The 19,706-nt window shown below is 67.3% G+C and carries 16 protein-coding genes; 9 read left to right on the top strand and 7 right to left on the bottom strand.

The window, feature by feature from the left end:
* Positions 1-15: 15 nt before the first annotated feature.
* From FPZ61_RS06200 to queG, 3 genes are all read right to left on the bottom strand, one after another.
* The gene (locus FPZ61_RS06200; protein WP_185464786.1) at positions 16-2,478 is read right to left on the bottom strand and encodes a DNA topoisomerase (ATP-hydrolyzing) subunit A; all 2,463 of its coding nucleotides are present in this window, start codon (positions 2,476-2,478) and stop codon (positions 16-18) included.
* 76 nt (positions 2,479-2,554) lie between these two features.
* On the bottom strand, positions 2,555-3,472 hold the full coding sequence (locus FPZ61_RS06195; protein WP_185464785.1) for a tetratricopeptide repeat protein: 918 nt from the start codon (positions 3,470-3,472) through the stop codon (positions 2,555-2,557).
* Between the two features lie 38 nt (positions 3,473-3,510).
* Positions 3,511-4,467 (bottom strand): tRNA epoxyqueuosine(34) reductase QueG, encoded by a 957-nt coding sequence (gene queG / locus FPZ61_RS06190; protein WP_185464784.1) that lies wholly within the window; start codon positions 4,465-4,467, stop codon positions 3,511-3,513.
* 64 nt (positions 4,468-4,531) lie between these two features.
* Here queG and FPZ61_RS06185 point away from each other — a divergent pair, with 64 nt between their 5' ends.
* From FPZ61_RS06185 to argH, 6 genes are all read left to right on the top strand, one after another.
* The gene (locus FPZ61_RS06185) at positions 4,532-5,179 is read left to right on the top strand and encodes an HpsJ family protein (RefSeq protein WP_185464783.1); all 648 of its coding nucleotides are present in this window, start codon (positions 4,532-4,534) and stop codon (positions 5,177-5,179) included.
* Between the two features lie 97 nt (positions 5,180-5,276).
* Entirely contained in the window at positions 5,277-6,029 is a 753-nt protein-coding gene (locus FPZ61_RS06180; RefSeq protein ID WP_185464782.1) for a DUF502 domain-containing protein, read from the top strand.
* Between the two features lie 31 nt (positions 6,030-6,060).
* A complete protein-coding gene (nusB, locus tag FPZ61_RS06175) occupies positions 6,061-6,675 on the top strand; it encodes a transcription antitermination factor NusB (protein ID WP_185464781.1) in 615 nt (204 codons plus the stop codon).
* A gap of 6 nt (positions 6,676-6,681) precedes the next feature.
* Complete coding sequence (gene ftsY / locus FPZ61_RS06170; protein WP_185464780.1) at positions 6,682-8,196, top strand: signal recognition particle-docking protein FtsY; 1,515 nt, start codon at positions 6,682-6,684, stop codon at positions 8,194-8,196.
* Positions 8,197-8,269: 73 nt separating this feature from the next.
* Positions 8,270-9,634 (top strand): PP2C family protein-serine/threonine phosphatase, encoded by a 1,365-nt coding sequence (locus FPZ61_RS06165; protein ID WP_185474776.1) that lies wholly within the window; start codon positions 8,270-8,272, stop codon positions 9,632-9,634.
* A 55-nt stretch (positions 9,635-9,689) separates the two neighbouring features.
* On the top strand, positions 9,690-11,102 hold the full coding sequence (gene argH, locus FPZ61_RS06160; RefSeq protein ID WP_185464778.1) for an argininosuccinate lyase: 1,413 nt from the start codon (positions 9,690-9,692) through the stop codon (positions 11,100-11,102).
* Here argH and dusA read toward each other — a convergent pair.
* On the bottom strand, positions 11,099-12,109 hold the full coding sequence (dusA, locus tag FPZ61_RS06155) for a tRNA dihydrouridine(20/20a) synthase DusA (RefSeq protein ID WP_185464777.1): 1,011 nt from the start codon (positions 12,107-12,109) through the stop codon (positions 11,099-11,101). The genes argH and dusA overlap by 4 nt on opposite strands.
* Positions 12,110-12,115: 6 nt before the next feature.
* Here dusA and FPZ61_RS06150 point away from each other — a divergent pair, with 6 nt between their 5' ends.
* Positions 12,116-13,438: an NAD(P)/FAD-dependent oxidoreductase gene (locus tag FPZ61_RS06150; protein WP_185464776.1), complete on the top strand. Its 1,323-nt coding sequence runs from the start codon at positions 12,116-12,118 to the stop codon at positions 13,436-13,438.
* Here FPZ61_RS06150 and FPZ61_RS06145 read toward each other — a convergent pair.
* Genes FPZ61_RS06145 through FPZ61_RS06135 form a run of 3 tightly spaced genes read right to left on the bottom strand, consistent with a single transcriptional unit; the run spans position 13,403 to position 17,753 of the window.
* Positions 13,403-14,806, bottom strand: a complete 1,404-nt coding sequence (locus FPZ61_RS06145; RefSeq protein ID WP_255441420.1) for a type II secretion system F family protein — start codon at positions 14,804-14,806, stop codon at positions 13,403-13,405. The genes FPZ61_RS06150 and FPZ61_RS06145 overlap by 36 nt on opposite strands.
* Positions 14,807-14,817: 11 nt before the next feature.
* Entirely contained in the window at positions 14,818-15,897 is a 1,080-nt protein-coding gene (locus FPZ61_RS06140; RefSeq protein ID WP_304623082.1) for a type IV pilus twitching motility protein PilT, read from the bottom strand.
* Positions 15,898-15,953: 56 nt separating this feature from the next.
* Positions 15,954-17,753 (bottom strand): GspE/PulE family protein, encoded by a 1,800-nt coding sequence (locus FPZ61_RS06135; RefSeq protein ID WP_185464775.1) that lies wholly within the window; start codon positions 17,751-17,753, stop codon positions 15,954-15,956.
* Between the two features lie 102 nt (positions 17,754-17,855).
* Here FPZ61_RS06135 and grpE point away from each other — a divergent pair, with 102 nt between their 5' ends.
* Positions 17,856-18,587: a nucleotide exchange factor GrpE gene (gene grpE / locus FPZ61_RS06130; RefSeq protein WP_185464774.1), complete on the top strand. Its 732-nt coding sequence runs from the start codon at positions 17,856-17,858 to the stop codon at positions 18,585-18,587.
* Positions 18,587-19,699, top strand: a complete 1,113-nt coding sequence (gene dnaJ, locus FPZ61_RS06125) for a molecular chaperone DnaJ (protein WP_185464773.1) — start codon at positions 18,587-18,589, stop codon at positions 19,697-19,699. The genes grpE and dnaJ overlap by 1 nt, the downstream gene beginning before the upstream one ends.
* Positions 19,700-19,706 lie beyond the last annotated feature (7 nt).

Here is a 19,706-nt window from a genome sequence, read left to right as displayed (position 1 = left end):
TCTGAGCCATGCACCTCAGCTGAGCAAGGGCACCAGCTCCACAACGGTTTCAGCCGTTGAACAGGGCCAGAGTGGATCCCTGGGGTCCTGCTCCCCGGTACTCAGCTCCAGACTGTCGACTTCCAGGCGCAGGCTGCGGCCTGTGGAGAACCTCAGGGCCACGATCGAGGTTCCTCCCGCCTGCAGATCGACCAGTTCATCCTGCCGCTGACTGAAGCGCAGACCGATCTGACCCAGGTCGCCGCGCTCGCAGCGGCGCAGGCTCTTGACCGCGAGCCGCCTGAGCTGGCCCAGGCGGCTGACCAGGAGCACATCGGCCCCTGGATCGACGCAGGCAGCCCCCACCACCCTTTCGCCGGGGAGCAGGCGCAACAGCATCGGACCCTGGGCGGCCTTGCCCATCAGCGGCAGGCTGGAGTCGTTGACCGCCAGCCTGAGCAGTCGACCGGTGGTGCTGGCCACCACCAGGTCCTGCTCGTCCGCGCAGGGGACGACCCGGCTCAGCCGCACGCCCTCCTTGAGTTTGAGCACCGTGGCGGCCCGGCCGGAGAGTTCGCGGAAGGTGTCGATCGGCAGGCGTTTGAAGCGGCCATCGCTGCTGAGCAGGCCCAGGGTTCCACCGCTTTGCTCCGGCATGGGCAGCAACTGCACCACCGGATCGCCCACCAGGCTTTCGGGCAGGAACTTCTCCAGCGATCCGGGCTGCTGGGCAGCGAACTCCCAGCGCAGCAGGGCCACCCGTCCACTGGCGCTGAAGGCCAGCAACGCGGGCTTCTGGGCCACGGGCAGGATCAGGCGTGCCGGAGCCGGATGCTCCCCCAGTGGTGCCGCTTCATCCAGGTGCAGCCGCCCCAGCATCTGGGGTGCCACGATCCGCACCACGCCGTCGGCCTGGATCAGCAGCCGTCCATCTCCGGGCAGGGCGTCGAGGGCCTGCTGGCGCTGCAGTTCGGTGTTGGGGCGCACCGCTGCCGCCCGCTGGGCCACCAGCTCGTCGCCACCGGCCACCAGCCGGGTGCGGCGGGGGGTGGCAAAGCGCTTCTTGAGGGTCTTGAGTTCAGCCACCATGGCGTTGAGCAGGGCCTGGCGATCGTCGAGCAGGTGGCGGAGCCGTTCCCGCTCCTGCACCAGGTCCACCGACTCCTGGCGCAGTCCGTCCTGCTCCAGGCTGGTCAATCGGCGCAGAGGCATCGCCAGCACGGCATCGGCCTGACGCTCGCTCAGATCGAAATGCACCTGCAGGCTGGCCCTGGCGCTGGCGGCATCACTGGCGGCCTGGATCCGCTCGATCACCTCTGCCAGGGCTTCGAGTGCCCGGATCAGTCCCTCCACCACCTCCAGCCGGTCCTCGGTACGGCGCAGGGCATGGCTGATGCGGCGGATCAGGGTGTGTTCCCGGTATTCCAGGAAGTGGCTCAGCATCCGGCGCAGGCTGAGCTGCTGGGGCTGGCCGTTGACCAGGGCCAGCAGGATGGCCCCGAAATTGCTCTGCAAGGACGTGCGCCGTTGCAGGTCGGCGAGCACCTTGTCGGCGTCGGCATCCCGGCGCAGCTCGATCACCACCCGCATCCCTTCCCGGTCGCTCTCGTCGCGGATGTCGGCGATGCCGCCGATCTTGCCGTCGTTCACCTGCTCGGCGAGCTTCTCGATCCAGCCCGCCTTGCTCAGCTGATAGGGCAACTCGGTGATCACCACGGCACTGCGCCGGTGCCGACCCTTGCCGGGTTGCACCTCCTCGATGTGGGCGATGCCACGCATCGGAATGCTGCCGCGACCCTGCAGGTAGGTGTCGCGCACGCCGCTGCCCACCAGCACCTCCCCACCGGTGGGGAAGTCGGGTCCGGGCACGAGCTCCAGCAGCTTCTCGTCGCTCAGCTCAGGCTTGCGGATCAGGGCGATCAGGGCTTCCACCACCTCGCCGAGATTGTGGGGAGGGATGCTGGTGGCCATGCCCACGGCGATGCCTGAGCAGCCGTTCAGCAGCAGGAACGGCAACTGGGCGGGCAGCACGGTGGGCTCCTGCTGGGAGCCATCGAAGTTGGAGGCGAAATCGACCGTGTCGTTTCCGATCTCATCGAGCAGAGCCTGGTGGGCGATCGGCGCCAGCCGGGTTTCGGTGTAGCGCATGGCGGCCGGTGGATCGTCATCGACCGAACCGAAGTTGCCGTGACCATCCAGCAGGGGATGGCGGCTGGCGAAGGTCTGGACCAGCCGCACCAGGGCGTCATAGACCGCCTGGTCGCCGTGGGGGTGGTACTTGCCCAGCACATCCCCCACCACCCGGGCGCACTTGCGGTAGGGCCGGTCCGGGGTCAGGCCCAGTTCATGCATCGCGAACAGGATGCGCCGCTGAACCGGCTTGAGGCCATCGCGCACATCGGGCAGGGCGCGGCCCACGATCACGCTCATGGCGTACTCGAGGTACGACCGTTGCATCTCCTGATGCAGGGCGATCGGCTGGACGCGCTCCTCGGCCATCCGGTTCTGAGGTCTGAGGGCTGAAGGCGCTCAGCCTACAGATCCCGTCTGGGGTGGCCCAATCCCACGGCCGGCTTCACTCTTCTCCGGAACCGTCATCCCTGGAGTCTTCACCCTCGCTGCTGCCGGTGGCATTGGCATTGGCGCGGTCGGTGGCGGCTTTGATCGCCGGGTTCTTGAGCAGCAGGCGGGTGCTGTCGCGCAGCCGTGGTCCCCAGAGTTGTTCCTTCTGGTAGGCCTCGAGCACGTAGTTGGGCTCGATCGCCAGAGCCTCACTGGCCATCTCCAGCGCTTCCTTCTGGTCGGCGGGCCTGGCATTCAGCGCCGCCGCCAGGGCCAGCATGGGTTCGGCGGCCTTGGGATTGATCTCCAGGGCCCGACGCCAACGGCGGATGGCGTCGTCGTTGCGGCCGAGCTCGTAGAGCACCAGTCCCTGGTTGTTGATCGCCTCCCAGAAATCCCGGCGCAGCCCCGAGGCCCTCTCGAACGACCTCAGGGCTGCCTGGGGATCGTTCAGGAGCAGGCGAGCGTTGCCCAGATCGAAGTGAGCACCTGGATTCTTGCCGTCGATCCTCAGTCCGGTTTCCAGCAGACCCACCGCCTGGCCCGGCTGACCGTCCCGCAGGGCCAGGGAGCCTTCCGCGAACCAGATGCCGGGATTGCGGGGATCGAGTTCCTTGGCCCGCGCCAGGGACTGGCCGGCGGCCTTGATCTCGTTGCTGCGCAGCTGAGCTTCCGCCAGCAGCACCCAGCCGCGGGGGTCGTTCGGCAACAGCTGCACCGTCAGGGCGGCCAGCCGGGCCGCGTCATCAGCCTGTCCAAGCCGAAGCAGACGAGTGGCCGCCTGGGCGATGCCCAGCCCCGCCGCCTCCAGCTCCTCACCCTTGGGGACGTACACGTAGGGCACCAGGGCCCGCGCCGATGGGGCAGAGCCGATCACCAGGGCCAGGGCCAGAGGAGCCGTCGCCAGACGTTTGAACCAGCGCGGAGCCATGCCAGCCTTCGATCTGGAATGCAGCCTAAGTGCCAGCTTCAGGGGTCTGTCTCCGCCTGGGCTGAGCGCAGATTGCGTCGCCACATCCAGGGTTTGATCCGTCGCAGGGCGGAGCCTCTTAGCCGTTGGTCCCAGTCGGCATCGCTCCAGCACAGCGCCTCGTCGGCGTGCAGGTTCAGCATCCAGTCCCTGGGCTGCAGGTCGGGATCGTCCGAGCTGGGAATCGCCTGCTGGTTCCAGGGGCAGACGTCCTGGCAGATGTCGCAACCGGCCACCCAGGGCCCCATGGCGGCGGCCATCTCCGCGGGCAGCGTTTCGTCCCTGTTCTCAATGGTGTGATAGGCCAGACAGCGGCGGGCATCGACCACGAAGGGCTCGCTGATGGCGCCGGTGGGGCAGGCGTCGAGGCAGCGGCTGCAGCGGCCGCAGAGTGGTTCCGCCGGTGCATCGCCGGGGAGATCGGCCGTGGTGAGCAGGTGACCGATCAACATCCATGAACCCCGCCGGGGGTGGATCAGATTGCCGTTTTTTCCGATCCAGCCGAGACCGGCCTGCTCGGCCCAGGCCTTGTCCAGGAGGGGAGCGCTGTCGACGCAGGCCCGCCAGCCCACGTCGGGGCAGCGGGCCTCCAGCCAGCGCCCCAGCCGGCGCAGGCGCCCATCGATCACCCGGTGGTAGTCCCTGCCCCAGCCGTAGCGGGCGACCGCCAGGCTCCCCGGTGCCCGTCCTGTGGCGACGTGATAGTTCAGGCCCACTGCCAGCAGGCTGCGTACCCCTGGCAACAGGCTGGTGACATCGCGGCGGCGGGGGTCGGCCATCCAGGCCATGCCGGCCTGATGACCGGCCTCCAGCCAGCGCTCCAGCGCCGCATTCCGCAGGGGCAGCCGCCCATCCCCGGGCAGAGCGGCCAGGCCCACCGGCTCGAATCCCAGGTCCCTGGCCTGATCCTTGAGCGCCGTGGCCAGCTCCTGAAGCCGGACGCCCGAGCCAGCCATGGCGGCCGGTCGATGGGGATGGCCTGATCTCACCCGTACAGTTGCCCCTGATCGCCATCCTGCTTTGACCACTGCCCCTTCCGGCCGTCTTGGCTATCTCCTGCGTTGGCTCGGCCTCACCCTCGTCGTGCTGCTGGGGCTGCAGCTGGCCGCCGTTGTCTCCGCCTGGAGCTGGGAGGAGGAAGCCTTTCGTCAGATGGTGATCGAGCGTTTGATCACCCAGTCGCCGATGGCGCTGGTGGGCCTGCTGCTGGCCCTGTTCGGCTCCCGTCTCGATCAGAGCGATGCCCGCACCCCCCTGCGCTGGCTGGTTGCCGTTCTGGCTGCACTCCTGGCGATTGCCCTGGCGGTGTCGGTGCCGGTGGCGATCAGCGGCGACGGCGTGCTCACCGCCAAGACCGAGCAGACCCTGACGGCCCAGCGCAGCCAGCTGGAGATGGCCAGGCAGCAGAGCCAGAATCCCCAGGTGCTCGAGCAACTGGTGCGTCAGGCCGAGCAGTCGGGCCAGGTGCCACCTCAGGCCACCGATGAGCAGAAGCAGGAGGCCGCCCGCGGTTTCATCGACCGCCAGCTTCAGCAGATGGAGCAGCAGGTCGAGGAGGCGGAGAGGACCCAGGCCATGGCGGTGAATCAGCGTCGCTATGCCGGCACCGGCTCGGCCGTGGTCCTGGCGGTGGCCTTCACCCTTCTGGCTCTAGCCGCCCTGATCTGAACCTGCACGGCGAGGAACCGGTCTGAAACTTCTGCCCGCCCTGTCGGCTGGCTAGGTTGCAGGCAGCATTCCGAACAACGGACAACCGGAACCATCCTTGGTGCAGTCAAGCCCCAGACCTGATCAACCGTTGGGGACCCGGCTGCAGCAGGACCTCAAGAACGATCTGATCGCCGGTCTGCTGGTGGTCATTCCCCTGGCCACCACCATCTGGCTGGCGACGACGGTGAGCCGCTTTGTGCTCGCCTTCCTCACCTCGATCCCCAAGCAATTCAATCCCTTCAACACCCTGAATCCACTCCTGCAGGAGTTGATCAACCTGGGGGTGGGGCTGCTGGTGCCTCTGCTGGGAATCCTGTTGATCGGCCTGATGGCCCGCAACATTGTCGGGCGCTGGTTGCTCGATTTCGGGGAGGGAACACTCCAGCGCATCCCCCTGGCGGGCTCGGTCTACAAGACCCTCAAGCAGTTGCTGGAAACGGTGTTCCGCGACAACTCCACCCGGTTCCGGCGGGTGGTGCTGGTGGAATATCCGCGTAAGGGTCTGTTTGCCCTCGGCTTCGTCACGGGGGTTCTGGGCAATGCCCTGCAGGGGGGATTTGATCAGCCGATGCTGAGCGTGTTCATTCCCACGGCCCCCAACCCCACCACCGGCTGGTATGCCGTCGTGCCGGAAACGGCGGTCCGCGATCTGGACCTCTCGGTGGAGGATGCCTTTCGCACGATCATCTCCGCGGGAATCGTCAGCCCTGATGATGAGCGTGAAACCCCGGCCAGCCGAAGCTTCTCCAGTCTTCTCGCCCAGTTGCGCGCCCCGGTGTTCTCCTCCGTTCCACCCAACAAGGCCTGAACAAGCCGGCCTGACCCCCTCGCCCCACCCGATGTCGAGTCGATCCATTTCCAGAGAACTGGCCCTGCTGATGCTGGGCCAGGTCAATGACCGCGTCCCGCCGGCCGATCTGCCTCTCGACAGCCTGTTGCAGCAGGCTCTGGCCAGCCTGGCCCAGCACGTGCGTGAGGCGCTCGACAACTCCGAGCTCGACCTCCAGCAGGCCCAACAGCAGCTGCTTGACAGCGAACTGGTCGATGGGGCCGATCACCTGCCCCAGGTGCGTGATCACCTGCAGCGGGGTCTGGCCCATGCCGAGCAGGCCCTCAATCGGCTCTCCGCCAGCCTGGAGCTGCCGCGGTTGCTGATGCTCGCCGACCAGAGCGAGATCCGTGAGGGGGCGCTGGCCCGCACCCGCGCCGTGCTTCAGGAGCGCGATGCCCTGGATGCCCGGCTCGATGCCGTGATGGAAGGGTGGCGTCTGGGCCGGTTGCCCCGCATCGACCGCGACATCCTGCGACTGGCGGCCGTGGATCTGCACACCTTCGCCACGCCGGCCCCGGTGGCCTGCAACGAGGCGGTCGAGCTGGCCAACCGCTACAGCGATGATCAGGGCCGCCGGATGATCAACGGGATCCTGCGCCGCCTCACCTCGTCCATTTCCTGAGCAAGCATGGTGTTCGACTGGTTCCGGCGCCGCACCACCCCCACCGAGCCGCCGGTCGAGCCTGCTGCGGCCACGGAGGCTTCTGACGCTGACGCCACCCCCGCCAGTGAACCGGCGCCTGAACCGGTGACTGAACCGGCGCCGCCAGCTCAGCCTGCCGCGGTGGCGGTCGATCAGGACGCCCTGGACTGGGCCCGACAGGCCTATGCCCGTCTCAAGGCTGAGCAGGAGCGCAGCCAGCCTGCCGCCGAAGCGCAGGAGCCTGGATCAACCCCTTCAGCGGAGGTTGCCCCAGAGCCTGAACCAGAACCGGTTTCTGCCGCCGAGGCCCCGACCCCACCATCAGCCATGGCCCCTGAGCCATCCCTGCTGGAGCTGGCCGCGGCCAGCCGGGCCGAGCGGCAGCGCACCGTGCTGGCCCCCAGCACCGACCTGCAGGCACCGCTCAGCCCGAGCGTTTCTTCAACGGAAATGCAGGAGCCGGCAAGGGAGCAGGCCAGCCCTCAACTCGGCACCTTCGACGCCGAGTTCACCTGGTCCGCCGAGGTGCTCGCGGCCCAGGGCCGGCGGGCCGATCAGGTGTCGCTCGAAGAGATCGACTGGCTCAGCCGTCTGCGCCGCGGCCTGGAGAAGACCCGTCGTGGTCTGGTCACTCAGCTCCTCAACACCCTCGGCGACGATCCCCTCACCCCTGAGGTGCTCGACGACCTCGAATCAAGCCTGCTGCGCGCCGATGTGGGCGTGATGGCGACCGACCACGTGCTTGAGGCGCTGCGCAAGCGCCTGAACGAAGAAGTCGTGGAGCCGGCCGAAGGTCTGCGCTTTCTCAAGGAGCAGCTTCGCGGTCTGCTCGAGGCACCGATCGAGGCCAGCGGCGAACCCCTGCTGGCCCCCCGGCGTGACCGTCTGAACGTCTGGTTGCTGGTGGGGGTGAACGGGGTGGGCAAGACCACCACCCTGGGCAAGCTGGCCAACCTGGCGGTGCGCAGCGGCTACAGCTGCCTGATCGCCGCAGCTGACACCTTCCGCGCCGCCGCTGTGCAGCAGGTCACCGTCTGGGGCGAGCGCAGCGGTGTGCCTGTGATCGCCAACCCCAGCGCCAATGCCGATCCGGCCGCTGTGGTCTACGACGCCATCGGCGCGGCCCGCTCCAAGGGCACCGAACTGGTGCTGGTCGACACGGCCGGTCGTCTGCAGACCAAGAACAACCTGATGGAGGAGCTCAGCAAGGTGCGGCGCATCGTCGACAAGCTCGCCCCTGAAGCGGTGGTGGAATCACTGTTGGTGCTTGATGCCAGCCAGGGCCAGAACGGCCTGCGGCAGGCGATGGCCTTCGCCAGCTCCGCCGGTCTCACCGGCGTGGTGATCACCAAGCTCGATGGCAGTGCCCGGGGGGGCGTTGCTCTGGCGGTGGCCTCCGAAGCCGGGTTGCCGATTCGGTTCGTGGGCGCGGGCGAGGGTATCCGCGACCTGAGGCCTTTCAACAGCTTCGAGTTCGTCGAAGCGCTGCTTTCCGGCTGAAGCGCCCCACCGCTGGAATGCTGCTACCGTTCGGCCCCTGCGGCCGCCTGTTTCGAGCCGCACGCCAGCCCGCGTGCCCCAGCCACCGCCCCGGCCCCATCAGGCCCTCACGGCGTCGGCTTCGCTGCGGCAACTGCTCGACAGCCTCAGTCGCGAGCAACGGCGCAACCAGGAGCTGCTCGCCTCCCTCGGCTTTGCGCTGCGCAGCTTCACCAACCTGAACCGCTTTCTGGAGCTGGTGCCCCTGGTCTCCTCCCGGCTGGTGGCAGCGGAGGGAAGTCTGTTGGTGGTTTTCCACCCCGATGGGCGCCTCTGGCGGGAGCACACCCAGGCTAGTCCTGCGGCCCGCAGCGCTGAGCTGCTGCGCCAGCTGGGGGAGCTGGATCTGCCCGCCGGTCTGGCTGAAGAGGAGGAAGTCTCCCAGCTCGATCTGCAGGTGCGCCGGCTGCTGGGGGAGGTGCAGCTGTTCGGCACTTCCGTGGTGGCCCGCAACCGGGCGCGCGGTCGCCTCTACGTCTTCGGCAGCGCCGAGGGGCTGACCTGGAGCGATGTCCACCGCCGCCATGTGCAGCTGGTGGCCGACCTCACCGGTGTGGCGATTGAAACCGAGCTTCTGCAGGAGGATCGCCGCCGCCATGAGCGCCTTGATCGCCAGCTCAGCACCGGTGCCGAGATCCAGGCCCAGCTCCTCCCCGACCGCTGCCCGGTGATCGATGGGGTGGAGCTGGCCGCCCGCTGCCGTCCAGCCTTCGAAGTCGGAGGTGACTACTACGACTTCATCCCGACTCGGCCCCGGCTCAGCGGCCGCCGCCGCGAAACCTCCCGCTGGGCCCTGGTGATGGGCGATGTGATGGGCAAGGGGGTGCCCGCCAGCCTGTTGATGACCCTGCTGCGGGGCATGCTGCGGGCCGAGGTGCTCAGTGGTCATGCCCCCGACAGGATCCTGCACGACCTGAACGAACTGGCCCAGGAGGATCTGGCCCATTCGCACCGCTTCGTCCCCCTCTTCTATTCCGACTTCGATCCCCGCAGTCGCGTGCTGCGCTACGCCAACGCTGCCCACAACCCACCATTGATCTGGCGGCACCACCGCCACGGCGTTGAGCGGCTCGATGCTCCTGGACTGCTGATCGGCCTGCAGCCGGAAGCCCATTACGGTTGCGAGCGGGTGGTGCTGGAGCCGGGTGACGTGGTTCTCTACTACACCGATGGGGTCAGTGAGGCCCTCGGCTTCACCGGGGAACGCTTCGATGAGGAGCGCCTGCAGCGGCATCTGGCCGAGGCCTGCCGGGCGGGTAAGAGCGCCCAGGGCGTCCTGGATGCGCTGTTCGAGCGGCTGGACAGGTTCGTGGGCTCCGGCCGCCAGCCGGACGACGATGCCTCGATGGTGGTGCTGAAGGTGCGTGAGGAGGTGATGCTTCCCTCCCTGCCGGGCTGAGGCGACCCCAGGGCTCGGGTGTCAAGCTGACGATTCGTGGCATGGTTCGGCTTCGATGACGGCACAGGCTTCCCAACCGGCGCGATGGAGTGACCGTTTCGAGGAAGGCCTCCATCCGGCCATCGAACGCTTCAATGCCTCGATCGGCTTCGACATCACCCTGCTTCAGCAGGACCTCGACGCCTCCATCGCCCACGCCCGCATGCTCGGCCGCTGCGGCGTGATCAGCGATGCGGAGGCGGATCAGCTGATCGCCGCCCTGGAGACGGTGCGCGCAGAGGCGGCCGAAGGTCTGTTCAAACCTGGGGTGGAGGCGGAGGACGTGCACTTCGCGGTGGAGCACCGCCTGATCGCCCTGATCGGCCCGCTGGGCAAGAAGCTGCACACCGGCCGCAGCCGCAACGATCAGGTCGGCACCGATCTCCGTCTCTGGCTGCGCCAGGCGATTGATGGTCTCGATACCGGTCTGGAGCGCTTCCAGCAGGCCCTGCTCGACCAGGCGGAGACCCACCTGCACACCATGATCCCGGGCTACACCCACCTGCAGCGCGCCCAGCCCCTTTCCCTGGCCCACCACCTGCTGGCCTACGTGGAGATGGCCGAGCGCGACCGTCAACGCCTGGCGGACGTGCGACACCGGGTGAACATCTCGCCCCTCGGGGCGGCGGCCCTGGCCGGCACCCCGGTGCCGATCAACCGGCGCCTCACGGCAGAGGAACTGGGATTCGAGGAGATCTACGCCAACAGTCTCGATGCGGTCAGCGACCGGGACTTCGCCGTGGAGTTCAGTGCCGCCGCCAGCCTGATCCTGGTCCACCTCAGTCGCCTCTCGGAGGAGGTGATCCTCTGGGCCAGCGAGGAGTTCGGATTCGTTCGGCTCACCGATCGCTGTGCCACCGGCAGCAGCCTGATGCCCCAGAAGAAGAACCCGGACGTGCCCGAGCTGGTGCGCGGCAAGGCCGGCCGGGTGTTCGGCCACCTGATGGGTCTGCTCACGATGATCAAGGGGCTTCCCCTGGCCTACAACAAGGATTTCCAGGAAGACAAGGAAGCCCTCTTCGATGTGGTGCGCACCACCGGGGATTGCCTCGAGGCGATGGCGATCCTGCTGGAGGAGGGCATCCGCTTCCGTCCTGAGCGGCTGGAGCAGGCCGTGGCGGCCGACTTCTCCAACGCCACCGATGTGGCCGACTACCTGGTGGCTCGCGGTGTTCCCTTCCGCGAGGCCTACCAGCTGGTGGGTGGGCTGGTGAAAACCTGCCTGGCCGAGGGGCTGCTGCTGCGGGATCTGCCCCTGGAGCGTTGGCGGCAGCTCCATTCCGCCTTCGAGGTGGACATCCACGCCGCGATTCAGCCCCGCCAGGTGGTGGCCGCCCGCCGCAGTGAGGGGGGCACGGGCTTCGAGCGGGTCGCTGAGCAGCTCAAGCGCTGCCGCGAGCGCCTCGCGGCCCAGGCGAAAGCCTCCTAGAGGCCTCGCTGCTCCAGTTCCCTGGCGGCGGCCTCCAGCACCTCGGGGCCTGCGCTGCGCTCCCCCGCCCGTTCTCCCAGCCGGCGGCGCCAGTGCCTGGCCCCCGGCACTCCCTCCACAAGGTGAACGAGGTGGCGCGCGATCGGCCAGAGGCGTCCGCCGGCACCGCACCACTGGCTGGCATAGGGAATCAGGCCACGGACCACCGCTGATGCTGAGGCGGGCTGCCGTTCCAGGCAGCCGAACAGATCCCGGTCGACCGTGGCCCAGCGCAGGGGATGGTCGTAGGCGGCGCGGCCCACCATCACCCCATCCACCTGGGCCAGGTGGTCCCGGCAGTTCTCCAGGCTCTGCAGGCCTCCGTTCAGTTCGATCGTGAGCTGGGGCCGGTCCTGCTTGAGCTGATGCACCAGATCGTGGCGCAGGGGCGGAATCGTGCGGTTCTGCTTCGGGTCCAGGCCATGGAGCCAGGCCTTGCGGGCGTGCACGCTGAACCGGCAGGCCCCGGCGCCTGCCACCGTGTCGACGAAGGCCAGCAGCAGCTCATAGCTGTCCTGCTCGTCGATGCCGATGCGGTGCTTCACCGTCACCGGCAGGGGTGAGGCGGCTGCCATCGCCTCCACGCAGCGGGCCACCCGATCCGGGTCCGCCATCAGGCAGGCCCCGAACCGTCCCTGCTGCACCTTGGGGCTGGGGCAGCCTACGTTGAGGTTGATCTCGTCGTAGCCCCAGGCGGCCGCCAACTGCGCCGATTCCTTCAGCAGGGCCGGATCGTCACCCCCCAGCTGCAGCGCCAGCGGATGTTCCTGGGAATCGAAGTCCAGCAGCGTGTCGCGGCGGCAGTGGTGCAGGGCCTGGGCCACCACCATCTCGGTGTAGAGCAGAGCGCGGCGGCTGATCTGCCGCATCAGCACCCGGAAGTGCCGATCGGTGCAGTCCATCATCGGCGCCACACTGAAGCGGTAGGCCCCGGCAACGGGCGTCGTCGCGTCGTCTCCCTCCCCCATCCGCCCATGCTGCCTGTCGACTGGTCCCTGGTGGTCGCCGGGGGCGGGCCAGCGGGCTACATGGCGGCCATCACCGCCGCGGAGCAGGGGCTGGCGGGGGTGCTGCTGCTGGAGGCCACACCCCAGCCGCTGGGCAAGGTGCTGATCAGCGGCGGCGGGCGCTGCAACGTCACCCATGCCTGCTGGGATCCCCGGGCCCTGGTGGGGCACTACCCCCGGGGGTCTCGGGCTCTGCGCGGGCCGTTCAGCCGTTTCGCCCCTGGCGACTGCCTGGCCTGGTTCGCCGACCGGGGCCTGGAGCTGGTGGAGGAACCCGATGGGCGCCTCTTTCCCCGCAGCAACCGCTCCAGCAGCGTGGTGGCCGTGCTGGAGGCCGCCGCCGAGGCCGCCGGGGTGATCGTCTGGAGAGGAGCCTCCCTGCGCCAGGTGGAGGCGCGCGAGGGTGGTGGTTTCAGCCTGCGGTTGCGCCTGGCCCCGGGGCTCGCTCCCGCTGCCACCAGCACCCTCAGCGCCGCTCGCCTGCTGCTGGCCACCGGCGGCCACCCCAGTGGTCGCCAGCTGGCGAGCCAGTTGGGCCACGGCGTGGTGGCGCCGGTGCCATCCCTGTTCACCCTGGCCCTGGAGGCCAACCCCCTGGCGGCCCTGCGCGGGGTGGTGATGGATCCTGTGGGGCTGGAGCTGAGGCTGCCCTCCGGGCGCTTTCGCGAGCGGGGACCGCTGCTGTTCACCGGGTGGGGCGTGAGCGGTCCGGCCACCCTGCGGCTCACCGCCTTTGCCGCCCGTGCCCTCAAGGACACGGGCTACCGCGCAGACCTGCGCATCGACTGGAGCGGCGGCAGCTCGGCCGATGCGCTGAGGCAGCGCTTTCGGCTGGCCCGCGCGGAGCAGGCCCGCCGCCGGATGCTCAATGCCCGCCCCTGGCCGGAGCTCAGCCGCCGGCTCTGGATCCATCTCCTGGAGCGCCATGGCGTGGCCGCTGACCAGCGCTGGGCCGACCTGCGCCGCCGCGAGGAGGACATCTTGCTCGAAGCCCTGCGCTGCAGTGCCTATGGGGTGGGCGGGCGCGGTCCCTTCGGCGAGGAATTCGTCACGGCTGGTGGCGTCAGTCTGGGGGAGGTGAACCTGGCCACGATGGAGAGCCGCCTGCAGCCAGGCCTGTACTTCGCCGGCGAGCTCCTCGATGTGGACGGGGTCACCGGCGGCTTCAACTTCCAGCACTGCTGGACCAGTGGCTGGCTGGCCGGCGGTGCCATCGCCCGCGAGAGCCACACCTGCGATCCCGTAGGGCCGGGCTCAGCGGATCTTGTCGAAAACCGTGAACATCGGTAGATACATCGCCACGAGGATGGAGCCCACAATGATTCCGACGAGCACGATCATGACAGGCTCCAGAAGAGATGTCAGTGATTTGACAGCCATTTCCACCTCGTCTTCGTAGAAATCGGCGACCTTGGAGAGCATGGCATCCATCTCACCGGTTTCCTCGCCGATTGCCAGCATGCTGAGAGCCATTTCTGGAAACACATTTCTGCGGGAGAGGGCAACACTCACGGGAATTCCATCCTGGATTTCCACACGGCAATCTTCGATAGTATCGGCGAAAATTGAATTTCGTGAGGTGTCTCGAACGATCTCAAGACTCATCAGAATCGGAACTCCTGCTTTGCTCAGTGAGCTGAACGTTCGACAGAATTGAGCTGTTTCAGTTTTCTGGATCAGGTCGCCAAAGAGAGGGGTCTTCAAAATGAACCCGTCCACCCGACGGCGCCCCACGGGCGTCTTGTAGAATCCAGCGAACAACCATCCAGCCAGAATCAGAAAGGCGATCAGAAAGAGTGAGAAGACCGAGCGCAACAGTGCACTCAGATTCACCATCATCTGTGTGAAAGCTGGCAGTTCGGCGCCCAGCTGCTCAAAGATGTCGGCGAAGGTGGGGATCAGGAAAATCGTCATGCCGAGGAAGACGGCGACGGCGATCACCAGTACGATGATCGGGTAGGCCAGAGCTCCCTTGATCTGATTCTGGAGCTTGGCATTCTGCTCAAGCAACAGTGCCAGTCGTTTCAGGGTTTCATCCAGAACCCCACCAAGTTCGCCGGCTTCGATCATGGCGATGGTGATCCGATCGAAAACCTTTGGCCAGCGGCGCATCGCCACGCCCAGGCTCACCCCCTGGCTCACATCGCTGGCGACGGCGTCAAGGGCGCGCCGAAACATCGGTTTCTTCTGCTGCTTCGCCACCAGGGTGAGGCCTCGCACGATCGGCACGCCTGAATTCACCAGGGCAGAGAGTTTGCTGGCGAACAGCGCCTTGTCACGAACGTTTGGTCTGGCTTCGAACAAGGATCCCAGATCCATGCTGAACAGCCCAGCGCTGTTTTTGTTGCCACTGGCCTGCACCGAGCGGGTGGAAGCGATGGGCATCACCGCCGTCGCCGCAATGCCCCGTCGGCGCAGGTCCCGTTTGGCGCTGGCCAGATCGGGGGCGGCCAGCTGAATCACTTTCTGCTGGCCCCGCTGGTTGGCGTAGGTGGCGGAAAAGATCGGTGTGGGCCCATCGCCCGCCGGCACCAGGGACTGGGCCAGGATGCCCTTCCGGCGCAGGTTTCGGCGTGCCGTGGGCAGATCGCTGGCTTCGACCCGAAGCTCACGCTGGTCTCCCTGGGTGCTGGTGTACGTGGCCAGAAAAGCAGGCATGGTGGATCGGATCAGAGAGAGTTGCCAAGCAGCCGGTTCAACTCATCCGGTTTGGTGGATTTCGAGCGGGCTTCCTCCAGGGAGATGTCCCCCTGTCGGACCAGATCGGAGAGGGCCTTCTCCAGCGTCTGCATACCCAGCTGGCCGCCGGTCTGGATCTGGGAATAGATCTGAGCGGTTTTCGCCTCTCGGATCAGGTTCGCCAGGGCCGGGGTGTTGACCATGATCTCCTGGGCCATCACCCGGCCATAGCTGTGGCTGGATGGTGAACTCCGCAGGCAGAGCGTCTGGGCGAAGATCGCCGCCAGGCTCGTGCTGAGCTGGGTGCGGATCTGCGACTGCTGGCCGGCGGGGAACACGTCCACCATGCGATCGACGGTCTGGGCAGCGGAACTGGTGTGCAGGGTGGCGAACACCAGGTGTCCGGTTTCAGCGGCCGTGATCGCCAGTTGAATGGTTTCCAGGTCGCGCATTTCCCCAACGAGAATCACATCGGGATCCTCACGCAGGGCCGCCCGCAGGGCATTGCTGAAACTTTTGGTGTCTTCGTTGAGTTGCCGCTGATGGATCAGGCTCTTGTCATTGGTGTAGGCAAACTCGATCGGGTCCTCGATCGTGATGATGTGCTCGGCCCGGCTGTGGTTGATGTGATCGAGCAGGGAGGCCAGGGTGGTGCTCTTGCCCGATCCGGTCGGCCCTGTCACCAGCACCAGTCCGGAGGGCCGCTTGGTGATCTCCACCACCACCGGTGGCAGGTCCAGCTCCTGCGGTGTGGGCACCTTGCTGCTGAGGGCCCGCATCGAGGCGGCGTAGGTGCCCCGCTGGCTGAACACGTTGATCCGGAACCGGGCCAGGCCCCGCAGGCCATAGGAGCAGTCCAGCTCCCAGGTTTGTTCCAGCTGCTTGCGTTGGGAGTTGGTGAGGATCGAGAAGATCATGCGGTTGCAGGATTCCTCGCTCAGGGCCTGCTCCCGCATCGGCTTGAGCTCCCCGTTGAAGCGTCCGTAGGGTTGCTGACCGGCCGAGAGGTGGAGGTCGCTGCCCTTCTGCTCGACCAGCTCCTCCATCAACTCCTCGATCTGCAGCTCCATCAGGACCGTGCCGGGTTGATCAGAAGTCTGAAGACGGCTTCGGGCCACCGCAACACTCAGCCGCGAGCTGTCAGACAGTACGGGCACTCCAGCCACTCATCCTTCAGGCCGGCCCCACAGCCCTGGCAGGTCAGGGTGGTGAGGGCCTGGGCGCGTCGCTGCATTTCCAGCTCCGTGTCGGTGAGCAGCATCCGCTCCACTTCCGCCAGGGTGGTGTGGCCGTGGCGCACCAGATCGAGGCCGTAGGTCAGCAGGGTCTTCATGCCGGTCTCGATCGAGAGCTTGCGGATCACATCGGTGCTGGCGCCTTTGGCGATGGCACTGGCGAGGTTGTCGTTGATCCGTGCCACTTCATAGACACCGATGCGGCCTTTGTAGCCACGACCCTGGCAGGTGGGACAGGTGCTGCCGTCGGCCCTGGCGCCCCGGTGGGCCTTGTAGAACGTGATGGCCTGCTCCTGGCTGGCGAACAGGCCGAAGTGGCCCAGCTCCTCCTCCCCGGGGTGGTAGGGCACTCGGCACGTCTCGCACACCTTGCGCAACAGCCGCTGGGAGACGATCCCGATCAGGGAGGCGCTCACCATGAAGGGCTCCACCCCCATCTCATTGAGCCTGGCGATGGCACTGGGGGCGTCGTTGCAGTGCAGCGTGGTCAGCACCAGGTGTCCGGTCAGGGCGGCTTCGATGGCGGTCTTGGCCGTCTCGCCATCCCGGGTTTCTCCCACCAGCAGCACATCGGGGTCCTGGCGCATGAAGGCCCGCAGGGCGGTGCTGAAGTCGTAGCCCTTGTCGCGGTTCACCTGGGTCTGGGTGATGCCCTTGAGCATGTATTCGATCGGATCCTCAACGGTGGAGATGTTGATGCCGGGTTCGTTCCGCTCCGCCAGCAGGGAATAGAGCGTGGTCGATTTCCCTGAGCCGGTGGGCCCCGTCACAAGCACCATCCCGAAGGGCCTCATGCCCATTGCGCGCACGGTCGCCAGGGAGGCTGAATCGGTGATCAGCCTGTCCAGTCCGAGGCGGGTGCTGCCACTGTCGAGCAGCCGCAGCACCACTTTCTCCCCCCAGCGGCCCGGCAGGGTGCTCACCCGCAGCTCGATCGTGCGGCCGCGAAAGACCCGGCGGATGCGTCCGTCCTGGGGCATCCGCCGCTCGGCGATGTCCAGCTCGGCCATGATCTTGAAGCGGGAGGTGACCGCCGGTGCCAGGGTCCTGGGCAGATGTTCCACCGGGTGGAGCACGCCGTCCTGGCGAAAGCGGATCCGCAGCCCGTCCTCCTCCGGCTCCACGTGGATGTCGCTCGATTCCGAGTCCATGGCCTGGATCAGGATCCGGTTCACCAGGCTCACCACCGGCGAAGCGTTGGAGGCCTTGAGGCTTGCTTCCAGGTCCAGCTCCTGGTCCTGGTCGGCAGGAGCCTCCTCCAGGCGGTTCTCCAGGCTGAGGCCCTCCAGCAGCGACAGACCGGTGGGTCGGGAGGAGTCCTCGCTGGGACGATGGCGACGGTCGGCCATCTTCTGGAGCAGGGCCTCGCTGATCTCCTCCTCAAGGCCCAGGCGCAGCTCCGGGGTGATGCCGTTGGCGCGCACGGCTTCCTCCAGCTGCCGGCGCTGAGGCGCCGGCCAGTGGCTCGGGACAGCGATCAACAGCCGCTCCCCGCGGCGCGTCAGCGGCAGGGCCACCCACTCCCGCCAGCGCTGGGCCTCGATTGCCGGGCAGGATTCGGCCGCCCGTGGATCGGCGAGCTGCAGATCCTCCGGCTGCAGGAGCTTCTCTCCGCTCAGGAGCTCGGCCTCCAGGCGCCTCTGCTGGAGGGTCTCGGCCACAGGGACCGGCCGTGTCGCCGAGAGGGTCATGGCCAGGGCGGGGCAGAAGGAATCAGGTGCGGGCTTCCGCCGCTTGTGGGAGGAGCCCGTCGACCTTCAACATGTTTAGGACCGATAGGCGGTTCAGTCAGCATGAGCGGCGAAGCCACTCCCTTTTCTCAGGATCCCGCAGCCCAGGCGGACTCCCCTCTTCAAGACCCTGTGCCCACTGAGGTGGTGGAGGCTGCATCCGACACCACCTCCGCGCCGGAGCCCTCCTCCGCTGGCCCCCAGGGGTCCCAGGGGTCGTCCGCGGCAACTGGCGAGACGGACCCGGAGCCCCAGGCCGAACGGCTGGCTGCCGAACTCGAGAAGCTGCGCAGCGAACATGAGAGTCTGCGCGGCCAGTACATGCGCATGGCCGCCGACTTCGACAACTTCCGCAAGCGCCAGAGCCGTGACCAGGAGGACCTGCGTCTGCAGATCGCCTGCTCCACCCTCAGCGAGATTCTGCCCGTGGTCGACAACTTCGACCGCGCCCGCCAGCAGCTCGATCCCCAGAGCGAGGAGGCCCAGACCCTCCACCGCAGCTATCAGGGCCTGTACAAACAACTCGTCGATGCCTTCAAGCAGCTGGGGGTGGCGGCGATGCGGGTGGAGGGAGAACCCTTCGATCCCAGCCTGCATGAGGCGGTGCTGCGGGAGCCCAGTGACCAGCTGGCCGAGGATCTGGTGATCGAGGAACTCCAGCGCGGGTATCAGCTGAATGGGCGTGTGCTGCGCCATGCTCTGGTCAAAGTCTCGATGGGACCGGGTCCCGGGGCCTCGGAGGGGGCCGCGCCCCTCTCCCAGGACGGGACGGAAGGTGGTGAGGAATCCAGCTGATGGCCGAGTACTACGACCTGCTGGGAGTGTCCCGTGATGCGGACGCGGACACCCTCAAGCGGGCCTACCGACGCCTGGCCCGGCAGTACCACCCCGACATCAACAAGGATCCAGGCGCGGAGGATCGCTTCAAGGAGATCGGCCGGGCCTACGAGGTGCTCAGTGATCCCCAGACCCGGGCTCGCTACGACCAGTTCGGTGAGGCGGGCGTCTCGGGCGCCGGTGCCCCCGACATGGGCGACATGGGAGGGTTCGCGGATCTGTTCGAGACCTTCTTCAGTGGCTTCGGCGGAGCCGCAGGCGGCGGCGGAGCCTCCCGCCGCCGTGGCCCCCGCCAGGGAGATGACCTGCGCCTCGATCTGAGCATCAGCTTCAACGAAGCGGTTTTCGGGCAGGAGAAGGAGGTGCAGATCAGGCACCTGGAAACCTGTGACACCTGCAAGGGCAGCGGCGCCAAGAGTGGCAGCGGACCCACCACCTGCGGCACCTGCGGCGGCCAGGGTCAGGTGCGTCGGGCGACGCGAACGCCCTTCGGCAGCTTCACCCAGGTGGCCCCGTGCCCCACCTGCGAAGGGACCGGTCAGGTGATCGCCGACCCCTGCGGCGCCTGTGGTGGCCAGGGCGTTCAGCAGGTGCGCAAGAAACTCCGGATCACCATTCCGGCCGGGGTCGACTCAGGCACCCGTCTGCGGGTGGCCGCCGAGGGCAATGCCGGTCAGCGCGGCGGTCCTGCCGGCGACCTCTACGTCTACCTGTTCGTTCAGTCCCACGACAAGCTGCGCCGTGACGGGATCCACATCCACTCCGACGTGGCGGTCAACTACCTGCAGGCGATCCTGGGCGACACGATCGAGGTGGACACGGTGGATGGGCCGGCAAACCTGGAGATTCCGGCGGGCACCCAACCCGGCACCACCCTCACCCTCACGGGCAAGGGTGTCCCCAAGCTGGGCAATCCGGTGGCCCGGGGCAACCATCTCTTCAACGTGAAGGTGCAGGTGCCCACCAAGCTCAGCAACCACGAACGGGACCTGCTGGAGCAGCTGGCGGGTCACCATTCCGCCAAGGACCACCCCCACAAGAGTGGACTGTTCGGCGGACTGTTCGGATAACCCCATG

Source organism: Synechococcus sp. BSA11S, from assembly GCF_014224355.1.
In the GTDB taxonomy this organism is placed as follows: Bacteria; Cyanobacteriota; Cyanobacteriia; order PCC-6307; family Cyanobiaceae; genus Regnicoccus_A.
The sequence above is the reverse complement of the archived record's forward strand: the minus strand, read 5'-3'. Positions and strand labels throughout refer to the sequence as shown.

Bases quoted from the DNA above. Each gene is read 5' to 3' on its own strand.
- FPZ61_RS06200 (WP_185464786.1), bottom strand. From the start codon at position 2,478: ATGGCCGAGGAGCGCGTCCAGCCGATCGCCCTGCATCAGGAGATGCAA.
- FPZ61_RS06195 (WP_185464785.1), bottom strand. From the start codon at position 3,472: ATGGCTCCGCGCTGGTTCAAACGTCTGGCGACGGCTCCTCTGGCCCTG.
- queG (WP_185464784.1), bottom strand. From the start codon at position 4,467: ATGGCTGGCTCGGGCGTCCGGCTTCAGGAGCTGGCCACGGCGCTCAAG.
- nusB (WP_185464781.1), top strand. From the start codon at position 6,061: ATGTCGAGTCGATCCATTTCCAGAGAACTGGCCCTGCTGATGCTGGGC.
- ftsY (WP_185464780.1), top strand. From the start codon at position 6,682: ATGGTGTTCGACTGGTTCCGGCGCCGCACCACCCCCACCGAGCCGCCG.
- argH (WP_185464778.1), top strand. From the start codon at position 9,690: ATGACGGCACAGGCTTCCCAACCGGCGCGATGGAGTGACCGTTTCGAG.
- dusA (WP_185464777.1), bottom strand. From the start codon at position 12,109: ATGGGGGAGGGAGACGACGCGACGACGCCCGTTGCCGGGGCCTACCGC.
- FPZ61_RS06150 (WP_185464776.1), top strand. From the start codon at position 12,116: ATGCTGCCTGTCGACTGGTCCCTGGTGGTCGCCGGGGGCGGGCCAGCG.
- FPZ61_RS06145 (WP_255441420.1), bottom strand. From the start codon at position 14,806: ATGCCTGCTTTTCTGGCCACGTACACCAGCACCCAGGGAGACCAGCGT.
- FPZ61_RS06140 (WP_304623082.1), bottom strand. From the start codon at position 15,897: ATGGAGCTGCAGATCGAGGAGTTGATGGAGGAGCTGGTCGAGCAGAAG.
- FPZ61_RS06135 (WP_185464775.1), bottom strand. From the start codon at position 17,753: ATGACCCTCTCGGCGACACGGCCGGTCCCTGTGGCCGAGACCCTCCAG.
- grpE (WP_185464774.1), top strand. From the start codon at position 17,856: ATGAGCGGCGAAGCCACTCCCTTTTCTCAGGATCCCGCAGCCCAGGCG.
- dnaJ (WP_185464773.1), top strand. From the start codon at position 18,587: ATGGCCGAGTACTACGACCTGCTGGGAGTGTCCCGTGATGCGGACGCG.